Raw genomic sequence first — 23,899 nt, forward strand, 5'->3', positions numbered from 1 at the left:
CGAAGTTTATTTCTCGGGATCAGCGGATTGCCGGCGGCAGATCATCCATGCACGGTGGTCTGCCGCCGGGTGGTTCAGAGCAGGATATCCCCGCCCGAGAGGGCAGGATTTCCGATCAGATTGAGGAACAGATCGGTCACTCCGTCGCCGTTGATATCCCCGGCCAGTCGACCGTTGACATACTGCAGTTCGCCGGCAATTCCCGAGAACGCGTTGGCCCCGATGAAAGTGAAGGCCTGATTTCCGGTAGTGCCGGTGTCGGCGTCAATCCCGCTTAAGTTGATCTTGTCGCCCTGGAGGCTGGAGAAGTCGCGAATCTCATCGGACTTGAGTCCGTTTCCAGCGTCGGTCACGACCGAGAACACGAAGGAGTCCGCGCCCGTTCCGCCGATCAGGGTGTCCTTGCCGGCGCCGCTGCGGAGCAGGTCGTTGCCCGCGCCGCCGTCGAGCCAGTCGCCACCGTTGAGGCTGAACAAGGTGTCGTTGCCGGCTTCACCGAAGATCCGGTTGTTCCCCATGCCGCCATTGAGCAGGTCGTCCCCAAGACCTCCGTACAGCTGATCGTGGCCGCTCTCGCCGTTGATCGTGTCGTTGCCTGCGTTGCCCTGCATCACGTCGTTGCCGAGATCGCCGTACATCAGATCCCCGTTGGCGGTGCCTGCGAGGAAGTCATTTGCCACGGTGCCGCGGATTGCCGGGGCCGGCGGCGGGACTTCGGGCCTGGTGCCGCTCTCGATCGCACCCATGTCGAGCCCGCCCTGGCGCGGATTGCCGTCGCTGTCGAGAACCGGGAAGCCGTAGTTCTTGGTGCCGCCGTCGATGGCCAGTGAATCCGGGTGGAGGGTGAAGTTTCCGGGCGCGCCGAGGAACATCGGATTGATGCCGAGCAAGTTGCCGTGCTCGGGCGACAGCTTGGTGTTGCCTCCCGTCGTCCGGACGGAATCGTCGCCCGACGTGCCGTTGTAGGTGAGGTTGTTGCGCCAGATGTTGTCTGAGTTGATGTAGCCGTTGTTCGACGTGTTATCGATCGCCGTGCCGGTGCCCGAGACGGTCGGGTCAGCGACCGCGATGTTGTTGACCCACGTGTTGTGGCTCGCGTTCATGTTGCTGAGCTCGCCGTGCCACGTGCCGGACTTCTTCGGGTCGAGGTTGTTGTGCCACGAAGTGTTGTTGCGGACGGTGACGTAGTCGCTCCAGTCGACCTGAACGCCCTTGCCGCCGTTGTTGTAGACGACGTTGTTCTCGACGAGCGACGGGAACAGGTAGGGCGTGCGCGTGAGATCCTGGGTGCTCCGGAAGTCATCCATGATGATCCCGTTGCCGTCGGAGTGCGCGCCGGTCTTGGTGACGTTGTCATAGGAGACGTTGTTCCGCACGATGATGCGGTAGCCGTACGTCGTGGTGTCGCCGGTGATGTTCTCCGGGTGATAGACCGAGATGCCGGAGTACGGGCCGTTGGCGGCGTTGCGGTAGGTGACATTCCCCTCGATGGTGGTGAAGTCGGACCGCGAGGCGGAGATGCCGTTCGACCCGTTGTCGTGGACGATGTTGTTCGAGATCGTCACATGGTGCGTCAGGTTCGCGGTGACGCCCGCTCCCGAAGCGCCGGAGATGTCGAAACCGTCGACCTTGACGTAGTCGCCCTGCACATGGACGCCGAAGGTCTGGTTCGTGACAATCTTTGCCGCTCCGGGCACCGCCGAGCGTACCGTGATGGGATTGTCAGCGGTTCCGTTCGCGCTGATCCTGACCATCTCGTTGTAGGTGCCCGGCCCGACGATGACCTCGTCACCGGCGGCGAGTTTCCACATCGCTTTTGAGATTGTACGAAAGGGCGACGCGGCACTCCCGTTGCCCGTGTTACTTCCATTTACCGACACATAGTAAGTCGCCATTTGCCCCCCATCTATCCTTCCAAAGTATGGAATCGGCAAGAAAATGACACACGTTGTGCGGAATTGCTCCGTACTACGTTCGTCTACTGACCGACTGCCATGCACCCCACGAAGTATCGATTCGAAAAATGCCGAGACATCTTCCGAAGGTTGATTCCCCAAATCAGCCTGATACTGGCAAAACCGTATTAAGCTCTTGCAGTTATAACAACTCGCCATCCGATCCCCCGGAATGGCGAGCGGTTTTCCGCCGAGCGTCTCAAAATCTGATTCTGTGGGAACCGTCTCCCCCAAGCCACACAGGCTTTTCGGGAGTGCCGTTACCCTGCGAGGAGCGATCGGGCCGCGGCCCGGGCCTCTTCGGTGATCGTGTCACCCGCGAGCATCCGGGCAATTTCCTCTACGCGCTCCGCCTCGCCGAGCGCCTCGATTCGAGTGCGCGTCACGCCCTTCGCGACGGTCTTGCCGACCTGCCAGTGGTGCGCTCCGCGCGCGGCGACCTGCGGGGAATGCGTGACGACGAGGACCTGCGCCTCGCGGCCGAGAGCCTGCAGGCGCCGGCCGACCGCGTCGGCGGTCGCGCCGCCCACGCCACGGTCGATCTCGTCGAAGATCAGCGTGAGGTCCGGCGCGCGGGCGCTCAGGCAGACCTTGAGCGCCAGAAGGAAGCGTGACAGCTCACCCCCGGAGGCAATCCGGTCGAGCGGCCCCGACGGCGCGCCGGGGTTCGTCGCGACCGTGAAGCGCACCCGGTCGGACCCGTCCGGCCCCGGGTCGCCCGCATCGACCTCAGTGGCGAACACCGCGCGTTCGAGCTTCAGCGGCTTCAGTTCCGCCGCCATCGCCGTGTCGAGCCGTTTCGCGGCAGTGCGACGGACGGCGCCGAGCCGGGCCGCCGCGGCCGCATATCCGGCATCCGCCGCCGCCACCGCCGCGTCGAGCCGGCCGAGCCCCTCTTCGCCCTCGTCGAGCGCCCGGAGCCTTTCGGCAAAATCCTCGGCGAGGGCGGGCAAGTCGTCCGGCCCCACCTGATGCTTCCGGGCAAGGCCACGGATCGCGAAGAGCCGCTCCTCGACCCGTTCGAGTTCGCCGGGCTCGCCGGCAACGTCGGTGAGGAAGCGGTCGACCGTACTGCCGGCCTCGCCGATCTCCGCGAGCGCCCGCCCGATCGCATCAAGCGCCGGATCGACGGCGCCCTCCGCTTCGGCCGCCACCGCTTCGAGCCAGCGCATCGCCTGGAGCAGCGGGCCCTCCGCGCCATCCGGGCCAAGCGCCTGCATGGCGTGGCCGAGATCGTCGCGGATCCGCTCCGCCGCCCGGAGCGCCCGACGGCGCGCGTCGAGCGCGGGTTCCTCGCCCGGCTCGGGTGCGAGCTCTCCGAGCTCCCCCGCCGCATGACTGACAAAATCGCGATCGCGCGCCGCGGCGGCCAGCCGGTCCCGGGCGGCCGCGAGTGCTGCCACCGCCGCCGCCCGATCCGCCCATGCCGAGCGCACGGCGGCAAGCGCCGCCTCGTCGGTGGCAAAGGCGTCAAGCAGTGCCCGATGGCCGCGCGCGTCGAGCAGGCCGCGATCGTCCTGCTGCCCGTGCAGCTCCACCAGCGTGTCGGAAAGCGCGCGCAGCGTTTCGGTGGTGGCGCGGCGGTCATTCGCCCAGGCCTGCCGCCGGCCATCCGGCGACACCGTCCGGCGCAGGATGAGCTCCGGCCCCGATGGCAGGCCCGCCGCTTCGAGCACGTTGTTCGCCGGGTGCCCGTCAGGCAGCGCGAACTCCGCGACCACTTCGCCCTGCGATGCGCCGGAGCGTACCTCGCCGCCGCGGCCGCGCCAGCCGAGCACGAAGCCGAGGCAGTCGAGGAGGATCGATTTGCCCGCACCGGTCTCGCCGGTCAGGACGTTCAGTCCCGGGCGGAAATCGAGATCCGCCGCCTCGATCAGCACCATGTCACGTATCGAGAGCGCCCGGAGCATCAGAGCCGGCCGCTCAGCGCCACTTGCCTTGCACCACCTGGCGATAGGTCTGGTTCAGCCAGCTGTCGCCGACGTTGCCCGGCTCGACGCCACGACCCGTCAGGAGCCTGTAGGCGCTCTGATACCAGTCCGTCCCCTGGAAGTTGTATCCAAGGATTGCCGCGGCAGTCTGCGCCTCATGGACGAGCCCGAGGGAGAGATACGCCTCGACCAGCCGGTAAAGCGCCTCCGGTGTCTGCGTCGTCGTCTGGTAGTCCTCGACCACCACCCGGAACCGGTTGATCGCCGCGGTGTAGAAGCCACGCGACAGGTAGTAGCGGCCGATCTCCATCTCCTTGCCGGCCAGATGGTCGAGCGCCAGCTCGAACTTCATCTGCGCCGACTTGGCGTATTCGCTGTCAGGATAGCGCTCGATGATGTCGCGCATTTCCTGCAGCGCATCGAAGGCATTCGACTGGTCGCGGCCGATATCGACGATCTGGTCGTAGTAAGACAGGGCGATGAGGAACTGCGCGTAGGGCGCGTCCACATCCGCCGGATAGAATTCAAGATACCGCTCGGCCGCGGCGCGGCTGTCGGCGTACTTCGACGCTTCATGGTACGCGAACGCCGACATGAGCATCGCGCGCTTCGACCACTCGGAATAGGGATAGAGACGCTCGACTTCCGAGAACTGCTGACCCGCCTTCTGGGGGTCGCCCTCGTCATAGAGCTTCTCCGCGCCGAGATAAATCTCCTGCGCAGTCCGTGTCTCGATTGGCGGCTCACGCGTCCCGAACCCGAGGGATCCAAGACCGGATCCGAGCGAGCCATTGCCGCAAGCCGACAGCACGAGCATGGCGGCAAGTGCCCATCCTCGACCTACCAAGCCTGCTACTCCCCTGCCGCCTCTGGTATTTCGGCCCTTGTCCGGGCCCGCCGGCTAAGCCGGTCGCCTGCAGTTAGCACATGATCCGGGGGGGTTGAAACGAAAAGCGCAGCCCGAGGTTCGGGCTGCGCTTCCCCTACTCACTGTACCGCCCCAACTTCACTCGGCACAAACCTCACCCGACGCGGCGCAGATCCGCCGCATCGACGCCGGCGCCCGGAAGCAGGCTCGCCGCTTCGGCGTCGAGCGTGATCTCCTCCCAGGCACCCGGCGTGGCAAACAGCCGCCGGAGTAGTCGGTTGGTCGCGCCATGGCCCGCCCGCACCCCGCGATAGGCCCCGAGGATCGGGGCCCCCGCCAGCGCGAGGTCGCCAAGCGCGTCGAGCATCTTGTGACGGACGCATTCGTCGGTCCGGCGGAAGCCGCCGGGGTTCAGCACCTTGTCGCCTTCGACGACCACCGCGTTGTCGAGCGAGCCGCCAAGCGCGAGCCCGTGCGCCTGCATCGCATCGACGTCCGCCCGGCGGCAGAACGTGCGGCAGTCGGCCAGCTCGTGGACGAAGGCGCCGTTCACCATGGACATGGCGCGGGCCTGATGGCCGATCGCCGCATCGGGAAAGTCGATCTCGAAGTCGATCGTCAGCGTATCGGCGGGCGTCAGCTCGGCGATGACGTCGCCCTGCTCGTCCCGAACCGGCGCGAGCACGCGGATCGCGCGGAGCGGGCCCGCCACGGAATCGAGGCCGGCGCGCAGGATCGCCTGCACGAAGCGCCACGAACTGCCGTCCATGATCGGCACTTCCGGCCCGTCGATGTCGATGAGCGCATGCGTGACGCCGGTGCCGGCGAGCGCCGCCATCACGTGCTCGATCGTTCCGACGGAAACGCCGGCGTCGTTCGAGATCAGCGTGCAGAGGCGGGTGTCGGTCACGCGGTCGTAGAGAGCCGGGATGATATTGTCGCGGTCGGTCACATCGACGCGCCGGAAGCGGATGCCGCCCTCGGTCGCCGGGTTGATGACAAGCCGCGCCGGTCGGCCTGAGTGGAGCCCGGTCCCGACCAGTGTCACCGCGGTTTTCAACGTCGTCTGCATGCCCACACCCCCGGCAAGTTTCGCCGCGCGCATCTTGTCGCAGGCTCCTTCACGATCGGACATGTAGGGATTTGACAGATTTGGGACAAATCAAGGTTTGTGACTGTTTGCAACATGCTCGCGCGCGGCGTGCGGGAGGACTCGCCTTGCAGGTGTCTCGCAGGTCAGAAAACTCGCGCGACGGAGATGCCCCCGGCGATGATGGCCCGTGAACGATCCGGCCCATGGCCGCTGCCCGGCCAAAGCCATTCCGGGCGGAAATCCTGAAATAACAAAGGGATGATATCCGACGTGCGGGTTAATCCGGGTTGCACCGGACGCCGCCCCGTCCTATAGAGAAGACCCGATCTTCCCGTCAGGAACCGACCTTGACCGATACGCCCGACGAGGACGACCTCCCCAAGACGCCCAAGGTGCCGCACGACGGCCCAGCCGTGGCGATCGAGGCGGAGATGCGCGCCTCCTATCTCGACTACGCCATGAGCGTGATCGTTGCGCGTGCAATTCCCGACCTCCGCGACGGGCTGAAGCCGGTTCACCGGCGCATTCTCTATGCCATGCACGAGGTCGGCAACACCTACGACAAGTCGTATCGGAAGTCGTCCCGCCCGGTGGCGGACACCATGGGCAAGTACCACCCGCACGGCGACGCGGCGATCTATGACGCGCTGGTGCGCATGGCGCAGGATTTTTCCATGTCGCTGCCGCTGCTCGACGGGCAGGGCAACTTCGGCTCCATGGACGGCGACAAGGCGGCAGCCTTCCGTTACACCGAAGTGCGGATGGCGAAGGTCGCGGGGTATCTCCTCGCCGACATCGACAAGGATACGGTCGACTTCCAGCCGAACTACGACGGCAAGGACATGGAGCCGACGGTCCTGCCGGCGCGCTTCCCGAACATGCTGGTCAACGGCGCGGGCGGCATCGCCGTGGGCATGGCGACGAACATCCCGCCGCACAACCTCGGCGAGGTGATCGACGCGACGCTGGCGCTGATCGAGAACCCCGACCTCACGATTGCCGAGCTCATGGAGTTCATTCCCGCCCCGGACTTCCCGACAGGCGGCATCATCCTCGGCCGCTCCGGCGCGAGGAAGGCCTATCACGAGGGCCGCGGCTCGGTGATCCTCCGGGCAAAGACCCGGTTCGAGGAGGTGAAGGGCAACCGGATGGCGATCGTCGTCTCCGAGATCCCCTATCAGGTCAACAAGGCGGTGATGATCGAGCGCATCGCCGAGCTTGCCCGCGAAAAGCGGATCGAGGGCATCGCCCACGTGCAGGACGAGAGCGACCGCTTCGGGGTGCGCGTGGTGATCGAGCTGCGCCGCGACGCGACGCCCGACGTGGTGCTGAACCAGCTCTTCCGCTTCACGCCGCTGCAGACCACCTTCGGCTGCAACATGCTGGCGCTGCACGGCGGGCGGCCGGAACAGCTGACGCTCCGGGACTTCCTCGTCCACTTCATCGCCTTCCGCGAGGAGGTGGTGGCGCGGCGCACAGCCTACGAGCTTCGCAAGGCGCGCGAGCGGGCGCATATCCTCTGCGGTCTCGCGGTCGCGGTCTCGAATGTCGATGAAGTGGTGGCGACGATCCGCTCCTCTGCCGATCCGGCGGAGGCGCGCGAGCGGCTGATGGCGCGGCGCTGGCCGGCGGCGGACATCGCGCCCTACATCCGGCTGATCGACGACCCGACGCACACGATGAACGACGACGGCACCTACAACCTGTCCGAGATTCAGGCGCGCGCCATCCTCGACCTGCGGCTCCAGCGGCTGACCGCGCTCGGCGTGCGCGAGGTGACCGACGAGTTGCAGGAGCTGGCCGGCAAGATCACCGACTACCTCGACATCCTGCGCTCGCGCACCCGGATCATGGCGATCATCTCCGACGAGCTGCGCGAGGTGCGCGAGCTCTTCGCGGTGCCGCGGCGCACCGAGGTGATGGAGTGGGAATCCGACCTCGACGACGAGGACCTGATCGAACGTGAGGACATGGTCGTCACGGTCACGCAGGGCGGCTACATCAAGCGCACCCCCCTGACCGAGTACCGCTCGCAGCGGCGCGGCGGCAAGGGCACGCAGGGCATGGCGACGAAGGACGAAGACTTCGTCACGCGGCTCTTCGTGGCGAACACCCACACGGCGCTCCTCGTCTTCTCGACCGACGGGATGGTCTACAAGCTGAAGACCTGGCGTCTGCCGCTCGGCAACCGCAACGCCCGCGGCAAGGCCATCGTCAACATCCTGCCGATCCCGCAGGGCGCATCTGCGGCGGCGATCCTGCCGGTCGACGTGCCCGAAGCGGAGTGGGCGAACCTGCAGATCATGTTCGCCACCTCGGACGGCGACGTGCGGCGCAACGCCCTTGACGACTTCACCAACGTCAAGGCGAACGGCAAGATCGCCATGAAGCTGCCCGAGGGCACGCGGCTCATCGCCGCCGGCATCTGTTCCGAGGGCGACGACGTGATGCTCACGACCAAGGGCGGGCGGGCGATCCGCTTCCCGGTGCCGGACGTGCGGGTCTTCAAGGGCCGCGATTCCACCGGGGTCCGGGGCATCCGCCTCGGCGGCGACGACGAGGTCGTGTCGATGGCGATCATCCGTCACTTCGAGGCGAGCCCCGAGGAGCGCGAGGCATACCTCAAGATGCGCCGTGCGGTCGCCGGTGCCGCGGAGGAAGAGGTCGAACCCCTGGACGACGACGAGGAGACCGTCGCCACCGGAGGCTTCGAGCTGGGCCAGCCGCGCTATGTGGAGATGTCCGAGGCGGAAGACCTGCTGCTGACCGTGACCGAGAAGGGCGCGGGAAAGCTCTCGTCGTCCCACGACTATCCGGTGCGCGGGCGGGGTGGTCAGGGCGTCGCGGCCATGGACCGGGCGATGCGCGGCGGGCCGCTGGTGGCGCTCTTCCCGGTGGAGATCGACGCACAGGTGATGCTCGCGACCGATGCCGGGCAGTCGATCCGCGTGCCGGTCTCGGAGATCTCGTTCCGCTCGCGCGGCGCGGGCGGCGTGCGGGTCTTCAATACCGCGGCCGACGAGAAGGTGGTCTCGGTGGCGCTGATCGCGGAGAGCGGCGAGGAAGAGGCCTGATCGGCACGGGTGTCGGCCCGCTGCATGTGGCCATGACAGTCTGAGAGATCGCGGGGCCGGACGGCCCCGCCTTTCGTTTGACCGGGCCTCGAAGGAGGCCCGCGTCGGCGGTCAGCCGATCCGGCCGCCGCCGGTCCGGGTGATCGCCATGACCGAGGGCCGCGGCGGAGTGCCGTCAGCGAAATCGGGCCAGCGGGTCGACGGATCGTCGAAGTGGGACAACCGGCCGAAGCCTTCCCAGTCATCGCCACCGTCGCCCGGGTGCTGCACGGCCACGAACATGGTCTCCATGTCGTCCAGCATCCGCGGCCCGCACATCTCGGCGCCGACCGGCACCCGGAAGAACAGCCGCGAGGTGCCCCGCGCGCCCTCGGCGGTATCGACCGCCCAGACGCCATCGGTGCGGCCGGTCGCGGACGGGCTGTTGCCGTCGGTCGCGACCCAGAGCCGGCCGTCGCTGTCCACGGAGCAGTTGTCCGGCATGCCGAACCAGCCGTTTACCGTGGTGGCCGTCGAGAACGTCGCACCCACTTCGGCGATGCTCGGATCACCGCACTTCAGCAGGATCTCCCAGGTGCCGGTGGTCGCGGCGAAGTCGCCCTCGGCCTCGATGATCTCGATGATGTGGCCAAAGGCGTTGTCGGCGCGCGGGTTGGCGGGGTTGACGTCGTCCGCCTTGCGCTTGGTGTTGTTGGTCAGCATGACGTAGACGTGGCCGTTCGACGCGTTCGGCTCGATGTCCTCGGGCCGGTCCATCGGCGTGGCGCCGAGGAGGTCGGCGGCGCGGCGGGTCTCGATCAGCACGTCGGCCTGGTTCTCGAAGCCGTTCGCCGTGGTGAGCGGGCCCTCGCCAAAGGTGAGCGGCAGCCAGACCATGGTGCCGTCCGCGTCGAAGCGTGCCACGTAGAGCGTGCCCTCGTCGAGCAGGTTCAGGTTGGCGGCGCGGTCGTCGGCGTTGAACTTGCCGGCGCTGACGAACTTGTAGACGTAGTCGAAACGCTCGTCGTCACCGAGGTAGAAGACGACCTGCCCGCCGGGCGCGACGATGCTCTCGGCACCCTCGTGCTTGAAGCGGCCGAGCGCGGTGCGCTTGCGCGGGACCGACGTCGGGTCAAGCACGTCGACTTCGACCACCCAGCCGAAACGGTTCGCTTCGTTCGGATCCTTCGAGACGTCGAAGCGATCGTGGAACTTGCCCCACTCGTAGCTGCCCTCGGGGATGCCGAGACGCTCGTAGTTCTGCGCCTCGCGGTGACCGGCGGGCAGCTCGCCCATGAAGTAGCCGTGGATGTTCTCCTCGGCCATGATGTAGGTGCCCCAGGGCGTGACGCCGCCGGCGCAGTTGTTGATGGTGCCGAAGACCTTGCGGCCGGTCGGATCGGCGGCGGTCACGAGACGCGGGCTGCCGGCGGCCGGCCCGGTGACTTCCATCTCGGTTCCGACCGTGATGCGGCGGTTCAGTGCGCCGTCGGTGACGACCTGCCACTTGCCGCCGGTCTTGCGGATCTCGACGATGGTGCCGCCGTGCGCGGCCATCTCGACATCCACCCGGTTCTGGTCGGCGGGGGTGAGGCTGATGACCTTCTCGCCGCCTTCGTCGTCGACGATCTCGACGATGCCCGGGAACATCATGTGGGCGTCGGTGTACTCGTGGTTCACCACGAGCAGGCCGTGGTTCGCGTCACCCTCGAGCGGAATGAAGCCCACGAAGTCGTTGTTGTAGCCGAACTGGCGCTCCTGCGCGGCCGGCGTCTGGGCGCGTACGTCGAAGGCCGGCGCGTCCGTGAAGAGCGGGTCGCCCCAGCGCAGCAGGATGTCCGCGTCGTAGCCGTCGGCCACGTGGTGCGTCGTGTCGATGCCCGCCTCGACCTCGGGGAAATCGAAGGCGGACTTGCCCGTCCCGTCGGCCGCAGCGGCGCGGTCGGCGGTGATGAGCGCGAGCGGGCTGACGGTGGCGGCGATGGCCGCCGTCGCGAGGGCGCCCTTGAGCACGCCCCGGCGCGAGAAGCGCTCGGCGATGATCTCGCCCATCGTCGGATTGCTGGTGGGATTGAGCCCCGGGCCCTCGGACTGCTCGAGACGGCTGCTGCGGAAGGGGTTCAGTCGTTCTGTCATGACACTCTCGCTACTGGGCCGCGGCAGCGCCTGCCGGGCCTGGCTCGTTGGCTGAGGCCCTTCTAGGAAGCGATCACGATGGTTCGGTGACCTGCGAGTGACAGACTTGTGTCATAGTGCAATGCAGCGCACGCTCCGCAGGATGGGCGCGCGCCGCAACGAGTTGAGCTTTATGGCGCTTCCGCTCTTCCGCCCGGTCTCAGTGTGCCGCCGACCAGCTCTCGCCCCAACCGGCATCGACCACCAGCGGTACATCGAGCGCGACCGCCGGCAGCGCCGCCGTGGACATGACCGCGCGCACGACCTCGGCGGTTTCCTCCGCAGCACTTTCGGCGACCTCGAACAGCAGTTCGTCGTGGACCTGCAACAGCATCTTCGCCGGAAGATGGGCGATCGCCGCCGGGACACGGATCATCGCGCGCCGGATGATGTCCGCCGCCGAGCCCTGGATCGGCGCATTGATCGCGGCCCGCGAGGCGAAGCCCGCGTGCGGACCCTTGGCGTTGATCTCCGGCGTGTGAATGCGGCGTCCGAACAGCGTCTCCACGTGGCCGTGCTCCTTCGCGAAGGCCACCGTGCGGTTCATGTACTCCCGGATGCCGGGGAATCGCTCGAAATAGGTGTCGATGAAGCGCTGGGCGTCGGCGCGCGGGATGCGCAGGTTGTTGGCGAGCCCGAAGGCCGAGATCCCGTAGATCACCCCGAAGTTGATCGCCTTCGCCTGCCGCCGGATGTGGGAGGGCATACCCTCGATCGGCACGCCGAACATCTCGGAGGCGGTCATCGCGTGGATGTCGAGCCCGTCGTGGAACGCCTGACGCAGCGCGCCGATGTCGGCCATGTGCGCGAGGATGCGCAGCTCGATCTGGCTGTAGTCGAGCGACAGCAGGACGTTGCCGGCCTCGGGGACGAATGCCTCGCGGATCTGGCGGCCCTCGTCGGTGCGGACGGGAATGTTCTGCAGGTTCGGGTCGGTGGAGGCGAGCCGGCCGGTCGCGGCACCGGCGATCTGGTAGGACGTGTGGACCCGCCCGGTCTCGCGGTTGATCGCGTCCTGCAGCGTGTCGGTGTAGGTCGATTTCAGCTTGGAGAGCGCCCGCCAGTCGAGCACCCGAGCCGGCAAGTCGTGGCCCTGCGCCGCCAGCTCCTCCAGCACGTCCGCGCCAGTGCCATAGGCGCCGGTCTTGCCGCGCTTGCCACCCTGCAGGCTCATCTGCTCGAACAGGACCTCGCCGAGCTGCTTCGGCGAGCCGATGTTGAACGGGCTGCCGGCGAGCGTGTGGATTTCCGATTCGAGCGCCGCCATCCGTTGCGCGAAGTCGCCCGAGAGACGCGAGAGGCGGGCCCGGTCGACGCGGATGCCGTTCCGCTCCATCTCGGCCAGCACCGGGACGAGCGGGCGTTCCATCGTTTCGTAGACCCGCGTCACACGGGCGAACGGCAGCTTCGGCTTCAGCGCGTTCCAGAGCCGCCAGATGATTTCCGCGTCCTCGGCCGCGTAGGGAGCGGCCTCCTCGATCGGCACCTCGCGGAAGCCGCGCGCCGACTTGCCGCCGCCGAGCAGCGGCCGGCGTGCGAGCGGCTGGTGGCCGAGGAACTCTTCCGCCAGCACGTCGCGCCCATGGCCGTGCAATCCGGCGTGGAGCGCGTAGGAGAGAAGCATGGTGTCGTCGATCGGCGCGAGCGCGATCCCCTGCCGCGCGAAGAGCTTCACGGCGCGCTTCACGTCGTGGCCGATCTTCAGGACGGAGGCATCTTGCAGCACCGGCTTCAGCCTGGCGAGGGCGGCGGCGAGCGGGATCTGCCCCTCGGCGGAGAAGAGATCGCCGCCGGCGGTCACGTGGCCGAGCGGCAGATAGGCCGCGGCGCCAGGGCCGATCGCTAGCGCGACGCCGGCAATCTCGCCGGTCACCTCGTCGGAGCCGATGCCCTCCACCGAGACCGCAACCACGCCGCGCGCGGGTATCCGGGCGAGCCAGGCGTCCAGTGCCGCCTCGTCGCGCAGCACCGTGTAGACGCTGCGGTCGATCGGCACGACAGGCGGCGGCTCGCCGGCACCGAGAACCCGCACGTCCGTGCCGGAAGCGGGCGGCGCGAAGCCCGCGGTGTCGCCGATGACAGGCGCCTCGACCTTCAGCTTCGACGCCACCCGGGTGGCGAGGGTGCGGAACTCCATCAGCGCGAGGAACTCCAGCAGTTGCTCGGCCTCCGGCTCGCGCACCTCGAGCGTCTCGATGCCGTCGGCAAGCTCGACGTCGCGGCGCAGGGTGACGAGATCCCGGGAGACGCGGATCTGCTCGGCGTTGTCGATGAGCGTCGCGCGGCGTTTCGGCTGCTTGATCTCGGCCGCCCGCGCCAGCAGCGTCTCGAGATCGCCGTATTCGCCGATCAACTGCGCCGCGGTCTTGATGCCGATCCCCGGCGCACCGGGGACGTTGTCGACGGAGTCACCCGCGAGGGCCTGCACGTCGATCACCCGGTCCGGCGCGACGCCGAATTTCTCGAACACCTCGTCAGGGCCGATCGCGCGGTTCTTCAGCGTGTCGAACATCTCGATGCCGGGGGCGACGAGCTGCATCAGGTCCTTGTCGGCCGAGACGATGGTGACGCGCCCGCCGGCGGCCGCCGCCGCGGTGGCGTAAGTCGCGATGATGTCGTCGGCCTCGAAGCCGTCCTTCTCGATGCACGGCAGGTTGAACGCCCGCGTCGCATCCCGGATCAGGCGGAACTGCGGCTTCAGATCATCGGGCGGGTCGGGGCGCTGGGCCTTGTAGGCGGGATAGATGTCCTTGCGGAACGTCTGCTCGGACTTGTCGAAGACCACCGCCATGTGCGTCGGCGCGTCGTCGCCCTTGGTTTCCTGCAACATCTTCCAGATCATGTTGCAGAAGCCGGCGACCGCGCCAATCGGCAAGCCGTCGGACTTGCGGGTCAGCGGTGGCAGGGCGTGATAGGCCCGGAAGATGAACCCGGACCCGTCGATCAGGTGCAGGTGGCTGCCCTTGGCGAAGGGCGTCACCTCAATGGTCCTCGTGCCCGGCGCCCGGCTTCAGGACATAGCGGCGATCACAATAGCCGCACTCGACGAAACCCTTCTCCGGGTCGATCTGCAGCCACACGCGCGGGTGGCCGCCGGCGCCGCCACTGCCGTCGCAGGCAATGCGGCTCTGGGTCACTTCAATGGTCTCGGGGGCTGGCGCTGCCATGGGTCGCTCCGTCGAATGGCTCGGCACGGTCTTAGCCCGAGCATGGTGGCATGAGCAATCGTTCGGCAAACGAAAAGGCCGCCCACGGGCGGCCTTCACGTCACGCGGAACGTCCGGATCAGTGGAGCTTTGCTCCGACCTCGCTGATCGCCTGATCGACGAGCTTGTCCGCTTCGCCAGGCTGCATCCGCTGCTTCAGCACGTCGCCGGCCGCGGCGACCGCAACGGCGACGGCGCGGTCCTTGATCTGCCGGATCGCCGCCTGCTCGGCCGCCTGGATCTGCTCGCCCGCAGTCTGCATGCGGCGGGCAACCGACCGGCGGATCTCCTCCTTCGCGGTCTCGGCGGCCTTCTCGGCCTCGACCCGCGCGGCGGCCACGATCTCCTCGGCCTGAACGCTCACCTCTTTCTGGCGGCGCTCATAGGACGCGAGAAGCGATTGGGCCTCGTCGCGCAGCGCGCGGGCTTCGTCGAGTTCCTTGCGGATACGGACGGCGCGCTCGTCGAGCTTCTTCGTGACCATTGCCGGCACACCCACGTAGATGAGGATGCCGACGAAGATGACGAAGCCGATGGCAACGACGATGTCGGTGTTGTTGAGGAAATCCATGGCGTCAGCCCTTCAGCCGGTTGGCGATGGCAGCCTCGACCGCAGCCGTGTCATCGGCACCGGGCAGCAGTGCCCGGACGATCTCGCCCGTGGTGTCCCGTGCAACTTCTTCGACGCTCTTCGCGGCATTGTCGCGAATCTCGGCGATGCGCTTCTCCGACTCGCCGGCCTTCGCGGCGATCTCGCCGTCGGCCTTGGCCATCAGCCCGGCAAGCTCCTTGTCGATCCCCGCCTTGGTCTCGGCGGCGATGCGGTGCGCCTCGTCCCGTGCCTCGGCGAGCGCCTTGGTGTAAGCGGCCTCGGCCTCCTCCGCCCGGCGCTTCAATGCCGCCGCCTGTTCGATGTCGTTGGCGATGGCATCGTTGCGCTCGGCAATCACCGTACCGATGCGCGGCAGGGCGACGCGCGTCAGGATGAAGTAGAGCGCGATGATGGAGACAAGAAGCCAGAAGATCAGGTTCGGATAGATGCCGGGGTCAAGCTGAGGCATGCCGGATTCGGCGTGCGCCAGGTTGGTCGCCCCGAGTGTCTCCGTGGTGTGCCCGTCGGTTGCGTGCTCGCCCGCTGCCGGCGTCACTTGGACGTGCCCGGTCTCGGCCTGCGCAATCACGATTACGGCGGTGTCGGTCGCCATCTCTCACTCCGTCCTCTGCGGGCCCGAATCGGCCCGCGGCGTTGCGTCAATGTCCGCGGATCAGACCGCGAACATCAGCAGCAGCGCGACGAGGAACGAGAAGATGCCGAGCGCTTCGGCGAACGCGATGCCGATGAAGAGCGTGGCAGTCTGCTCGCCGGCAGCCGCGGGGTTGCGGAGCGCGCCCGACAGGAAGTTGCCGGCCACGAGACCCACGCCGATGCCGGCGCCGCCCATGCCAACGCAGGCGAGGCCCGCGCCGATGAACTGGCCCATCTCCGCGATATTGCCTTCCATATTCTCTCTCCTTGTGGGGTTCTTTGGAAGAAGTCAGGTTCGGTCGGGTCGCCGTCCGGGCCTCAGTGGCCCGGATGCAGCGCGTCGTTCAGGTAGACACAGGTCAGGATCGCGAAGACGTAGGCCTGGATCACCGCCACCATCACCTCGAGGCCGTAGATCGCCACGATCGCGAAGATCGGCACCACCGCCACGAGGCCGAGCGCGCCGGCAAAGCCCGCGAACACCTTCAGCACCGCGTGGCCCGCCATCAGGTTGCCGGCAAGCCGGACCGAGTGGCTGAGCGGCCGGACGAAGTAGGAGATGACCTCGATCACCGCGAGGACGATCCGCAGCGCCACGGTCGGCGCGCTCGCCACCCAGAACAGGTTCAGGAAGTGGGCGCCGTGCTTCACGAAGCCGATCACCGTCACCGAAATGAAGACCGCCAGCGCGAGGACCGCCGTGACCGCGATGTGCGAGGTCGGCGCGAAGCTGGTCGGAATGAGCGAGAGCAGGTTCGAGCAGAGGACGAAGAGGAAGAGCGTCATGATGTACGGGAAGTACTTGGCGCCTTCCTTGCCGGTGATGTCGGTCACCATCTTGTGGACGAAGCCATAGGTCGCTTCGGCCATGGACTGCGCCCGGGTCGGGACGAGCGCCCGGCTGCGGGAACCCATGAGCATGAGCGCGCTCGCCGCGGCGACCGTCAGCAGCAGCCAGAGGGTCGCGTTCGTCGGGGTGAACCAGTGGACGGTGTCCCCGCCGAACAGCGGAGTGACCTTGAACTGCTCCATCGGGTGAATGTTGAACCCGCTGCCGCCCGCTTCTTCCGCCATTGCCCTCTCACTCCTCGTCGGGATCGCCCGGATCCCGCATATTGTCGTTGGCTGGTCGGCGCGACAGCGCCGCCTCTCCGCGTCCCTCACGCACCTCCTGAGCGGTGCGCATCATCGTGCGGACCCCCGCCGCGAACCCCAGCAGTGCGAACACCACCAGAAAGATCGGCATCGTTCCCGCCGCCCAGTCGATCGCGTAGCCGATCCCCAGACCGAGGGCCATGCCAGCGACCAGCTCCGTCACCATCCGCCACGCGAGCGAGCCCTGGGTGTACTCCCCGTGCCCTCTTGGCGCCGGTTCCTCCCGGGTCGCCTTGGCTGCGGCGATCCGCTCTTCGAGACGCTTCAGTCTCTCGTCAAACGGGTCTTCCGCCATGCCCGGCCGCTCCCCTGCCGGCTTTCGCTTGCGCGATGTGGTAACGGAATGCGGAGCAGGGAGTCAAGCGAATGTCGGCACCGCACGAGTTCGGCAAGTGCTTGATGCAGGTAGATTTTATCAAATCGCCGACCATGGTCCGATGGCTTTTTCGCGCCGCGGCGCGCCCCCGGGATCACCGCCACGATCCTCAACCGAACGGTTGAATTTCTTCTGCGACACCAGCAGGATGGCGCATGAGCACCGATCTCGACGTGATTTTTGCCGCATTGGCCGACCCGACGCGCCGGGCGATCCTCTCCGCGCTGATGGACGGTGACCGGACGGTGGGGGAACTCGCCGAGCCGCACGAGATGTCGCTCGCCGCGATCTCGAAGCACCTTCAGGTGCTCGCCCGCGCCGGGCTGCTCGTGCAGGAGCGGTCGGGGCGGGCAGTCACCTGCCGGGCGCTGCCGGACGGGCTGCGGGCGGCCGGCATCTGGATACAGGGCGTCGGCGGGTTTGACGCGGACGACCTCGACGCACTGGAGGAACTGGTCCGCGCCGGGCTTGCGGCCGGCGTGGAGACTGGCGCGGAGACTGGCGCGGAGACCAGCTGACCGGATCGCTCAGAGCAGGAAGTCGTGCTCCGCATAGGCCGACGCCGGCCGGCCGCCGTCGCGCAGGAGAATGGCGAACTCGAAGGCCGCGTCCGCGTCGGTGTTGCCACGCACCAGCGTGTCGGAGCCGAAGTCGACGAGGGTGAGACCACCGGCGCCGCGCAGGCCGAGGCTGAACGCCTGGTTCCCGGCGACGGTGGTGTCGGCGTCGATGTCGGCGAGGTCGATCAGGTCGCCCCAACTCGCGCCGGCGCCGATGAAGTCGAGGATCAGGTCGGGCGCCCGGGCGGTCGACTCCGAAGTCGCGTTGAAGTCGAAGGTGTCGAAGCCGGTGCCGCCGCGCAGGCGGTCGGCGCCGAGCCCGCCGGTCAGGGTGTCGTTGTTCGCCGCGCCGACGAGGGTGTCGTCACCCGCACCACCATCAATGCGGTTCTGCGCGGCACTGCCCGCCAGTCCGTCGGCAAAGGCCGAGCCGCGCAGGTCCTCCATGCTGATGAGCGTGTCGACCCCCGCGCCGCGGGTATTCTGCGCCGTCGTCAGGGCGAGGCTCACCTGCACCGCCCTCGCCGCGTGGCTGTAGTCGGCGAGATCGACGCCGATGCGGCCGTCGATGATGTCGTTGCCGGCGCCGCCCTCGATGACGTTGCGCCCGACGCCCCCGGTGAGGGCGTCGTTGCCGGCGCCGCCGATCAGATTCGAGAAACCGTCGAGCGTATCGACTCCCGCGCCGCCGGTGTCCTGCCCGCCGATGATGCGCAGGTCCACCGCCACGTCGGCACCAGCGCCGCCATAGCTCGCGGTGTCCCGCCCGCCGCCGCCGGTCAGGGAGTCGTTTCCGGGACCACCCTCGATGATGTTGTCGCCACTGTTCCCGGTCAGCGTATCGTCGAAGCTCGCGCCGGTGACGTTCTCGATCCCTGTGATCAGGTCGCCACCGGACGGCTGTGGCCCGGTGAGGGTAAGATCTATGGACACGCCGATCAGTCCGACGGTCGGGGAATAGCTGGCGGTATCGATTCCGGCGCCGCCGTCAATGGCCCCGGCACCTCGGTAGACGAAGATCACATCGTCCCCGGCGTCCCCATGGAGCGACCCCCGGGAGTGGGCGACCAGCGTGTCGTTGCCGGTGCCGCCGTGGACTGTGTCGCGTGTCCCGGAGTGGATCACGTCGTTGCCGGATGCTCCGAACAGCAAGTCCCCATCGTAGTCCGACCAGTCGTCGATGATGTCGTTCCCGGCCCCACCGCGCAGGGTGTCGTTCCCGACACCGCCGGAGAGCTGGTCGTTGCCGTCACCGCCCACCACCAGCGCGTCCGCCCAGCCGCCGGTGTAGATGAGCGCGGTCCGCGTGCCCGGCGCGACCGTGAGGCTCTCGGTGGAGTGGCCGCCGATGATGTAGGCGCGCACCAGAACCGGGTCGAAGTGCAGCACGCTGCTGCCCTGGCCGGAGATCTGGAAGTGGACGGCGATCTTGCCCGGTGCCGCGCCGATCTCGGAGAACGCATCGAATTGCGAGGCGGCGAGTTTCGACACGCTGTCCCTCGACGAGCCTTCGAGGCGCTCGAAGCCGCGGACCCGCGCGTTCGAGATGTCTCCGGGGATGTCCCCGCCGAGTTGCAGTGTGTCGCGCCCGGCGCCGCCGTTCAGGACGGTCGGCGCGCCGGTGGCGAGAACGGTGTCGTTGCCCGCTCCGCCATCGGCGACGTCGAAGGTCCCGACCTGGAGAAAGTCGTTGCCGGCGTTGCCGAGAAGCGTGTCGCGCGCGCCGTCGTCGGTCTTGCCGAAGTCATAGGCGGCGAGAATGTCGTTCCCGAAGCCGCCGCGCAGCACGTCCGCGCCGCCGAAGCCGATGAGCGTATCGTTCCCGCCGAGACCGGAGAGCTCGTCATCCGCGGCTCCCCCGAACAGCGAGTCGGGCAATGGCGTTCCGTTCAATGTGGTCATCGCGCGCTCCGGTGGCCGAAGGTCCGTCCGGGACCGCAATAGGCCCTGGTCGGTTAAGGTATTCCTCGCGGGGCGCCCGAACAACTTCAGGCCATCAGCCCGGTGTAAAACGCCCTTGCGCTTGCCCGTGCCCGGGCGGCGGCGTAAGACTGCCGGGCTTCAGAGACCGAGGACCCGCATGGCCGAGCTTGCCTATTCCGAGCCCGAACCGAAGATCATCGCCGGCGCCAAGGGCGACTGGGAGATCGTGATCGGCATGGAAGTCCATGCCCAGGTGCTGTCGAACGCCAAGCTGTTCTCCGGCGCCTCCACGGCCTTCGGCGGCGCGCCGAATTCGCATGTGAGCCTCGTCGACGCGGCGATGCCCGGAATGCTGCCGGTCATCAACGGCTTCTGCATCGAGCAGGCGGTGCGCACCGGGCTGGGGCTGAAGGCGAAGATCAACCCGTTCTCGCGCTTCGACCGGAAGAACTATTTCTATCCCGACCTGCCGCAGGGCTATCAGATCAGCCAGCTCTATCACCCCATCGTCGGCGAGGGCGAAGTGCTCGTCGACATGAAGCCCGGCGTCGCGCGCCGGGTGCGGGTCGAGCGCATCCACCTCGAGCAGGACGCGGGCAAGTCGGTGCACGACCTCGACCCGGAACTCTCTTACGTCGACCTGAACCGCACCGGCGTGGCCCTCATGGAGATCGTGTCGATGCCCGACATCCGCGGCCCCGAGGAGGCGGCGGAGTACGTGCGCAAGCTGCGGCAGATCCTGCGCTACCTCGGCACCTGCGATGGCAACATGCAGGAGGGCAGCCTGCGCGCCGACGTGAACGTCTCGGTGCGGCCGCAGGGATCGACCGAGCTCGGCACGCGTTGCGAGATCAAGAACATGAACTCCATGCGCTTCATCACACAGGCGATCGAGTTCGAGGCGCGCCGGCAGATCGCCATCCTCGAGGACGGCGGCAAGGTGGATCAGGAGACGCGGCTCTACGACCCCAACCGGGGTGAGACGCGGTCCATGCGGTCGAAGGAGGAGGCACACGACTATCGCTACTTCCCCGACCCCGACCTCCTGCCGGTCCAGCTGGAGCAGGCATGGATCGACGGCATCGCCGCGACCCTGCCGGAGCTGCCGGACGCCCGAAAGGCGCGCTACGTCGCGGATTTCGGCATGACCGAGTATGACGCGGGCGTCCTGACCGCCGAGACCACGAGCGCCGCCTATTTCGAGGCGGTGGCCGAGGGGCGCGACGGCAAGCAGGCGGCGAACTGGGTGATCAACGAGCTTTTCGGCCGGCTGAACAAGGAAGGGCTCGGCATCGACGAGAGCCCGGTCTCGGCGGCCCAGCTCGGCGGGCTCATCGACCTGGTGGCGTCGGAGGAGATCTCCGGCAAGATCGGTAAGGATGTCTTCGAGATCCTCTGGACCGAAGGCGGCGATCCGGCGACAATCGTCGCGGAACGGGGCCTGAGGCAGGTGACGGACACCGGCGCGATCGAAGCGGCGGTGGACGAGGTGGTCACGGCGAACCCCGACAAGGCCGCGCAGGCGAAAGAGAAGCCCTCGATGGCAGGGTGGTTCGTCGGTCAGGTGATGAAGGCGACTGGCGGAAAGGCCAACCCGAAGGCGGTGAACGCGTTGGTGCGCGCCCGGCTTGGCCTCGAGTGACGTGACGCGTACCCCGGAGGGTGGCATGACGAGTTACGACTACAAGGTGGTTCCGGCACCGCGCCGGGCGCGCAAGATCAAGGGGGTGAAGCGGCCGGAAGAGCTCTTCGCCATGACCCTTGCGGAGGCAATCAACGAGGTGGCCCGTCAGGGCTGGGAGTACGTCTGTACCGAGTCGCTGGTGGCCGAGGGTGCGGGCGGATGGTTCCGGCGCGGGTCATCGACGGATCACACGGTCATGGTGTTCCGGCGCGAGCGCGAGACGCTCGGGCCGCGGCTTGCCGCCGGCGCCGCCGCGGGTGCCGGCACGGGGTATCAGGAGCTGCTTCGCACACCGGAGCCGGCGCAGGCCGTGGGACGCGAGCGACAAGGCGAGCGCCCGGCCCCGGCCGAGCGTCCCGTCGACCGGGCGGTGGAGCGGGTGGTGGTCGACCGCCTGCAATCGACGCTCCGGCATCATCCGGTCCGGCTCGAACCCATGCTCGATGACGAGTTGCCGCCGCGGCGTCCGGGGCCACGGCTCGGGCCAGCAGAGCAGCCCTGAGCCGGCCCCTCTGGCGCACACGCCGGGGCGTCCCCATCTGTCAGGTCGAGAGGTCGAGCGCGAGGGCGTGAACGCCGCCGGTGAGTTCGGATTCGAGGGTACGGTGGACCGCCCGGCTGCGCTCGATGCGGCTCATGCCGGCGAGCGCGCTCGAGCGCATGACCACGCGAAAGTGCGTCGATCCGCCCTCACGCCAGCCGCCATGGCCGCGATGGGACTCGCTCTCGTCGATCACCTCCAGGTGCTCCGGCTGGAATGCCGCCGCGAGCTTTGCCCGCATGATCTCGGCCACTGTCTGGGTCATGCTGTCTCCTCTCTGCCGGACGGGCTTTTGGCCGGTGCCGGCTATGGTCTAAACTCCTGCGCTCCGAGTCGCGGCGGCCCTGAGTCGCCCCATCCGAGTCGCACGAAAGCATACCGAGGTCTCGCCTTGACAGCCGATCGCCGCAACCCGTTCAACCTCGACATGTCGGTCAGCGCCGACAAGAAACGGCGCTCGCGCAGCCGTGGCGGCCCGGCGGCCGTGGAGACATCGGGCCGGCCCTGCGAAAAGCCCGGCTGCGGCAAGCCCGGGAAATTCCGCGCGCCGAAGTCGCCTGACAATCTCGACGACTTCCACTGGTTTTGTCTCGACCACGTGCGCGAGTACAATCTGAAGTGGAACTTTTTCGACACCCTGCCGGAGGATGAGCTCGCGGCCCGGGTGGAGGCCGACCGCGTGTGGGGGCGCGCCACCCAGCCTCTGGGCGATCGTGGCCCGGCGCACCCGCACACCGACGGACGCGCCTGGCAGCGTTTTGGCTATACCGATCCGATGGAACTGCTCGGTGAGAAGGCAACCCTGAACCCCGGCTCCGATCGCGCCCGTCCGCAGCCCCGGCGCCTGCCGTCGACGGAACGGCGCGCGCTCGAGATCCTCGACGCGCAGGACACCCAGAGCAAGACCGAAATCCGTCAGCAATACAAGGCACTTGTGAAGGATCTGCACCCCGACATGAACGGCGGCCGCCGCGATGACGAGGCTCGCCTCGCGGAAGTCGTCTGGGCATGGGAGCAGATCAAGGCGAGCCGCAGCTTCCGGGAGTGACCGGAGGCGAGACCGGGCGCGATGGTCAGATCGGGATTCCGGTCGTCATCCGCTCGTGGCTCTGCCGCGCCGTGAAGCGGAGCGGGATCAGCTTCGAACACGGCACCTCGGTCTCGTCGCCGACCGCATCGGGTGACTGCGCGATCAGCCGCAGCGCCAGCTCGCGGCCCACCGCCGCCAGATCGGCGTCGTAGTAGCTGAGAGCCGGCGCCAGCGAGCGCGCCTCGAACGGCGGGAAGTTACAGACGACGGACACGTCCTGACCCACCTTGTGGCCCATCCCGCCAAGCTCGCGGTAGAGCGCAATGGCAATGCCTTCGTTGGTCGCGACGTAGGCCGTGGGGGCTCGCGGCGCGGACATGATGGCACGTCCCTCCGCCGTCGGCTCGCCATTCGCCATCGGGACGAGCCGAACGGCCTCCGGGGGCAACCCGAGACGGACCACCTCGGCCCGGAACGCCGCAACGAGGATCTCCTGATAGTTCAGCAGTGACTCTCCGGTCGCGATCGCCATCCGGCGGTGGCCGTCCGCCACGAAGCGACGGGCGGCATCGGCGGCCATCGTCTCGAAGTCGAAGTCCACGAAGGAATAGTCGTCTATCCCGGCGCTCCGGCCAAAGGCGACATAGCCGATCCCCGCCTCCTGCAGGTAGGCGATCCGCGGATCATTCGGAACGGTCTGGCTGATGACGACCGAGTCGACGATCCGCCGCTGCACGATGCGTTTCAGATGCTCCGGGCCGTCTTCGTCGGCCCCGCGAGACAGCATGATCAGATCAAGGCCGCGCTCATGGAGCTCCTGGCGCAGCCCTTCCAGCACCACGAACAGGCCCGGGTCGTAGACCGTCCCGCCCATGTTCGAGGGAATGACGATCGCCACCATGCCGGTGCGGCCACTGCGCAGGCTTCGCCCGGATTGGTTCGGGACGTAGCCGCTTCGCATCGCTGCTGCCTTCACGCGCGCCCGGGTCGCTGGATTGACATCCGGCCGATCATTGAGCGCCCGCGACACCGTCCCGATGGACAGCTGCAGCTCCTTTGCCAGACGTCGGATCCCCATCCGCTCCTCCTGGGGTTGCATTTTG

20 protein-coding genes are annotated in these 23,899 nt (G+C 67.7%); 5 read left to right on the top strand and 15 right to left on the bottom strand.

All coding sequences use genetic code 11. From position 1 onward, the window contains the following. Positions 1–74: 74 nt before the first annotated feature. The 4 genes from HNP73_RS06580 to lpxC form a co-directional block, all read right to left on the bottom strand. Entirely contained in the window at positions 75–2,114 is a 2,040-nt protein-coding gene (locus tag HNP73_RS06580) for a right-handed parallel beta-helix repeat-containing protein (protein WP_343063223.1), read from the bottom strand. Positions 2,115–2,215: 101 nt separating this feature from the next. Beyond that, positions 2,216–3,865 carry a DNA repair protein RecN gene (gene recN, locus HNP73_RS06585; RefSeq protein WP_184147779.1) on the bottom strand — a complete coding sequence of 550 codons (1,650 nt, stop codon included), beginning with the start codon at positions 3,863–3,865 and terminating at the stop codon, positions 2,216–2,218. A 13-nt stretch (positions 3,866–3,878) separates the two neighbouring features. Further along, positions 3,879–4,703, bottom strand: a complete 825-nt coding sequence (locus HNP73_RS06590; RefSeq protein ID WP_184148068.1) for an outer membrane protein assembly factor BamD — start codon at positions 4,701–4,703, stop codon at positions 3,879–3,881. Positions 4,704–4,908: 205 nt separating this feature from the next. After that, positions 4,909–5,826: a UDP-3-O-acyl-N-acetylglucosamine deacetylase gene (gene lpxC / locus HNP73_RS06595; protein ID WP_184147780.1), complete on the bottom strand. Its 918-nt coding sequence runs from the start codon at positions 5,824–5,826 to the stop codon at positions 4,909–4,911. 452 nt (positions 5,827–6,278) lie between these two features. On the opposite strand from lpxC, the gene gyrA reads away from it, so the two are divergent. Further along, on the top strand, positions 6,279–8,921 hold the full coding sequence (gene gyrA / locus HNP73_RS06600) for a DNA gyrase subunit A (protein ID WP_246399674.1): 2,643 nt from the start codon (positions 6,279–6,281) through the stop codon (positions 8,919–8,921). Between the two features lie 111 nt (positions 8,922–9,032). On the opposite strand, the gene HNP73_RS06605 is transcribed toward gyrA, so the two are convergent. From HNP73_RS06605 to HNP73_RS06640, 8 genes are all read right to left on the bottom strand, one after another. Continuing rightward, on the bottom strand, positions 9,033–11,036 hold the full coding sequence (locus tag HNP73_RS06605; protein ID WP_184147782.1) for a PhoX family protein: 2,004 nt from the start codon (positions 11,034–11,036) through the stop codon (positions 9,033–9,035). A gap of 199 nt (positions 11,037–11,235) precedes the next feature. After that, positions 11,236–14,061: a DNA polymerase I gene (gene polA, locus HNP73_RS06610; RefSeq protein WP_184148069.1), complete on the bottom strand. Its 2,826-nt coding sequence runs from the start codon at positions 14,059–14,061 to the stop codon at positions 11,236–11,238. Continuing rightward, positions 14,057–14,242, bottom strand: a complete 186-nt coding sequence (locus tag HNP73_RS06615; RefSeq protein WP_184147783.1) for a zinc-finger domain-containing protein — start codon at positions 14,240–14,242, stop codon at positions 14,057–14,059. The genes polA and HNP73_RS06615 overlap by 5 nt, the downstream gene beginning before the upstream one ends. A gap of 118 nt (positions 14,243–14,360) precedes the next feature. Next, on the bottom strand, positions 14,361–14,852 hold the full coding sequence (locus HNP73_RS06620) for a F0F1 ATP synthase subunit B family protein (RefSeq protein WP_184147784.1): 492 nt from the start codon (positions 14,850–14,852) through the stop codon (positions 14,361–14,363). A gap of 4 nt (positions 14,853–14,856) precedes the next feature. Then, on the bottom strand, positions 14,857–15,486 hold the full coding sequence (locus HNP73_RS06625; RefSeq protein WP_184147785.1) for a F0F1 ATP synthase subunit B': 630 nt from the start codon (positions 15,484–15,486) through the stop codon (positions 14,857–14,859). A 60-nt stretch (positions 15,487–15,546) separates the two neighbouring features. Then, positions 15,547–15,783: a F0F1 ATP synthase subunit C gene (locus tag HNP73_RS06630; protein ID WP_184147786.1), complete on the bottom strand. Its 237-nt coding sequence runs from the start codon at positions 15,781–15,783 to the stop codon at positions 15,547–15,549. Positions 15,784–15,845: 62 nt separating this feature from the next. Beyond that, complete coding sequence (locus HNP73_RS06635) at positions 15,846–16,601, bottom strand: F0F1 ATP synthase subunit A (RefSeq protein WP_184147787.1); 756 nt, start codon at positions 16,599–16,601, stop codon at positions 15,846–15,848. Between the two features lie 7 nt (positions 16,602–16,608). Further along, a complete protein-coding gene (locus tag HNP73_RS06640; protein ID WP_184147788.1) occupies positions 16,609–16,977 on the bottom strand; it encodes an AtpZ/AtpI family protein in 369 nt (122 codons plus the stop codon). A gap of 236 nt (positions 16,978–17,213) precedes the next feature. Here HNP73_RS06640 and HNP73_RS06645 point away from each other — a divergent pair, with 236 nt between their 5' ends. Further along, positions 17,214–17,576: an ArsR/SmtB family transcription factor gene (locus HNP73_RS06645; RefSeq protein WP_184147789.1), complete on the top strand. Its 363-nt coding sequence runs from the start codon at positions 17,214–17,216 to the stop codon at positions 17,574–17,576. Between the two features lie 9 nt (positions 17,577–17,585). Here HNP73_RS06645 and HNP73_RS06650 read toward each other — a convergent pair whose 3' ends face one another. Then, positions 17,586–19,520 (bottom strand): calcium-binding protein, encoded by a 1,935-nt coding sequence (locus HNP73_RS06650; protein ID WP_184147790.1) that lies wholly within the window; start codon positions 19,518–19,520, stop codon positions 17,586–17,588. A 178-nt stretch (positions 19,521–19,698) separates the two neighbouring features. Between HNP73_RS06650 and gatB the strand changes: the two genes are divergently transcribed. Together gatB and HNP73_RS06660 are read left to right on the top strand one after the other, a co-directional pair. Next, on the top strand, positions 19,699–21,183 hold the full coding sequence (gatB, locus tag HNP73_RS06655; RefSeq protein ID WP_184147791.1) for an Asp-tRNA(Asn)/Glu-tRNA(Gln) amidotransferase subunit GatB: 1,485 nt from the start codon (positions 19,699–19,701) through the stop codon (positions 21,181–21,183). A 25-nt stretch (positions 21,184–21,208) separates the two neighbouring features. After that, complete coding sequence (locus HNP73_RS06660; RefSeq protein ID WP_184147792.1) at positions 21,209–21,727, top strand: DUF4177 domain-containing protein; 519 nt, start codon at positions 21,209–21,211, stop codon at positions 21,725–21,727. Positions 21,728–21,767: 40 nt separating this feature from the next. Here HNP73_RS06660 and HNP73_RS06665 read toward each other — a convergent pair whose 3' ends face one another. After that, entirely contained in the window at positions 21,768–22,031 is a 264-nt protein-coding gene (locus HNP73_RS06665; protein ID WP_184147793.1) for a BolA family protein, read from the bottom strand. 162 nt (positions 22,032–22,193) lie between these two features. Here HNP73_RS06665 and HNP73_RS06670 point away from each other — a divergent pair, with 162 nt between their 5' ends. Beyond that, positions 22,194–22,814, top strand: coding sequence for a J domain-containing protein (locus tag HNP73_RS06670; RefSeq protein WP_184148070.1), 621 nt, complete (start codon positions 22,194–22,196; stop codon positions 22,812–22,814). Positions 22,815–22,839: 25 nt separating this feature from the next. Here HNP73_RS06670 and HNP73_RS06675 read toward each other — a convergent pair whose 3' ends face one another. Then, positions 22,840–23,874 carry a LacI family DNA-binding transcriptional regulator gene (locus HNP73_RS06675; RefSeq protein WP_184147794.1) on the bottom strand — a complete coding sequence of 345 codons (1,035 nt, stop codon included), beginning with the start codon at positions 23,872–23,874 and terminating at the stop codon, positions 22,840–22,842. Between the last annotated feature and the right edge of the window lie 25 nt (positions 23,875–23,899).

The organism is Amaricoccus macauensis (assembly GCF_014201905.1).
Taxonomy (GTDB): Bacteria; Pseudomonadota; Alphaproteobacteria; order Rhodobacterales; family Rhodobacteraceae; genus Amaricoccus; species Amaricoccus macauensis.

What these genes read in the sequence shown, in the direction of transcription:
- HNP73_RS06580 (WP_343063223.1), bottom strand. Translation starts at nt 2,114, where the DNA reads ATGGCGAGTTGTTATAACTGCAAGAGCTTAATACGGTTTTGCCAGTAT.
- recN (WP_184147779.1), bottom strand. Translation starts at nt 3,865, where the DNA reads ATGCTCCGGGCGCTCTCGATACGTGACATGGTGCTGATCGAGGCGGCG.
- HNP73_RS06590 (WP_184148068.1), bottom strand. Translation starts at nt 4,703, where the DNA reads ATGCTCGTGCTGTCGGCTTGCGGCAATGGCTCGCTCGGATCCGGTCTT.
- lpxC (WP_184147780.1), bottom strand. Translation starts at nt 5,826, where the DNA reads ATGCAGACGACGTTGAAAACCGCGGTGACACTGGTCGGGACCGGGCTC.
- gyrA (WP_246399674.1), top strand. Translation starts at nt 6,279, where the DNA reads ATGCGCGCCTCCTATCTCGACTACGCCATGAGCGTGATCGTTGCGCGT.
- HNP73_RS06605 (WP_184147782.1), bottom strand. Translation starts at nt 11,036, where the DNA reads ATGACAGAACGACTGAACCCCTTCCGCAGCAGCCGTCTCGAGCAGTCC.
- HNP73_RS06615 (WP_184147783.1), bottom strand. Translation starts at nt 14,242, where the DNA reads ATGGCAGCGCCAGCCCCCGAGACCATTGAAGTGACCCAGAGCCGCATT.
- HNP73_RS06620 (WP_184147784.1), bottom strand. Translation starts at nt 14,852, where the DNA reads ATGGATTTCCTCAACAACACCGACATCGTCGTTGCCATCGGCTTCGTC.
- HNP73_RS06625 (WP_184147785.1), bottom strand. Translation starts at nt 15,486, where the DNA reads ATGGCGACCGACACCGCCGTAATCGTGATTGCGCAGGCCGAGACCGGG.
- HNP73_RS06630 (WP_184147786.1), bottom strand. Translation starts at nt 15,783, where the DNA reads ATGGAAGGCAATATCGCGGAGATGGGCCAGTTCATCGGCGCGGGCCTC.
- HNP73_RS06635 (WP_184147787.1), bottom strand. Translation starts at nt 16,601, where the DNA reads ATGGCGGAAGAAGCGGGCGGCAGCGGGTTCAACATTCACCCGATGGAG.
- HNP73_RS06640 (WP_184147788.1), bottom strand. Translation starts at nt 16,977, where the DNA reads ATGGCGGAAGACCCGTTTGACGAGAGACTGAAGCGTCTCGAAGAGCGG.
- HNP73_RS06645 (WP_184147789.1), top strand. Translation starts at nt 17,214, where the DNA reads ATGAGCACCGATCTCGACGTGATTTTTGCCGCATTGGCCGACCCGACG.
- HNP73_RS06650 (WP_184147790.1), bottom strand. Translation starts at nt 19,520, where the DNA reads ATGACCACATTGAACGGAACGCCATTGCCCGACTCGCTGTTCGGGGGA.
- gatB (WP_184147791.1), top strand. Translation starts at nt 19,699, where the DNA reads ATGGCCGAGCTTGCCTATTCCGAGCCCGAACCGAAGATCATCGCCGGC.
- HNP73_RS06660 (WP_184147792.1), top strand. Translation starts at nt 21,209, where the DNA reads ATGACGAGTTACGACTACAAGGTGGTTCCGGCACCGCGCCGGGCGCGC.
- HNP73_RS06665 (WP_184147793.1), bottom strand. Translation starts at nt 22,031, where the DNA reads ATGACCCAGACAGTGGCCGAGATCATGCGGGCAAAGCTCGCGGCGGCA.
- HNP73_RS06670 (WP_184148070.1), top strand. Translation starts at nt 22,194, where the DNA reads ATGTCGGTCAGCGCCGACAAGAAACGGCGCTCGCGCAGCCGTGGCGGC.
- HNP73_RS06675 (WP_184147794.1), bottom strand. Translation starts at nt 23,874, where the DNA reads ATGGGGATCCGACGTCTGGCAAAGGAGCTGCAGCTGTCCATCGGGACG.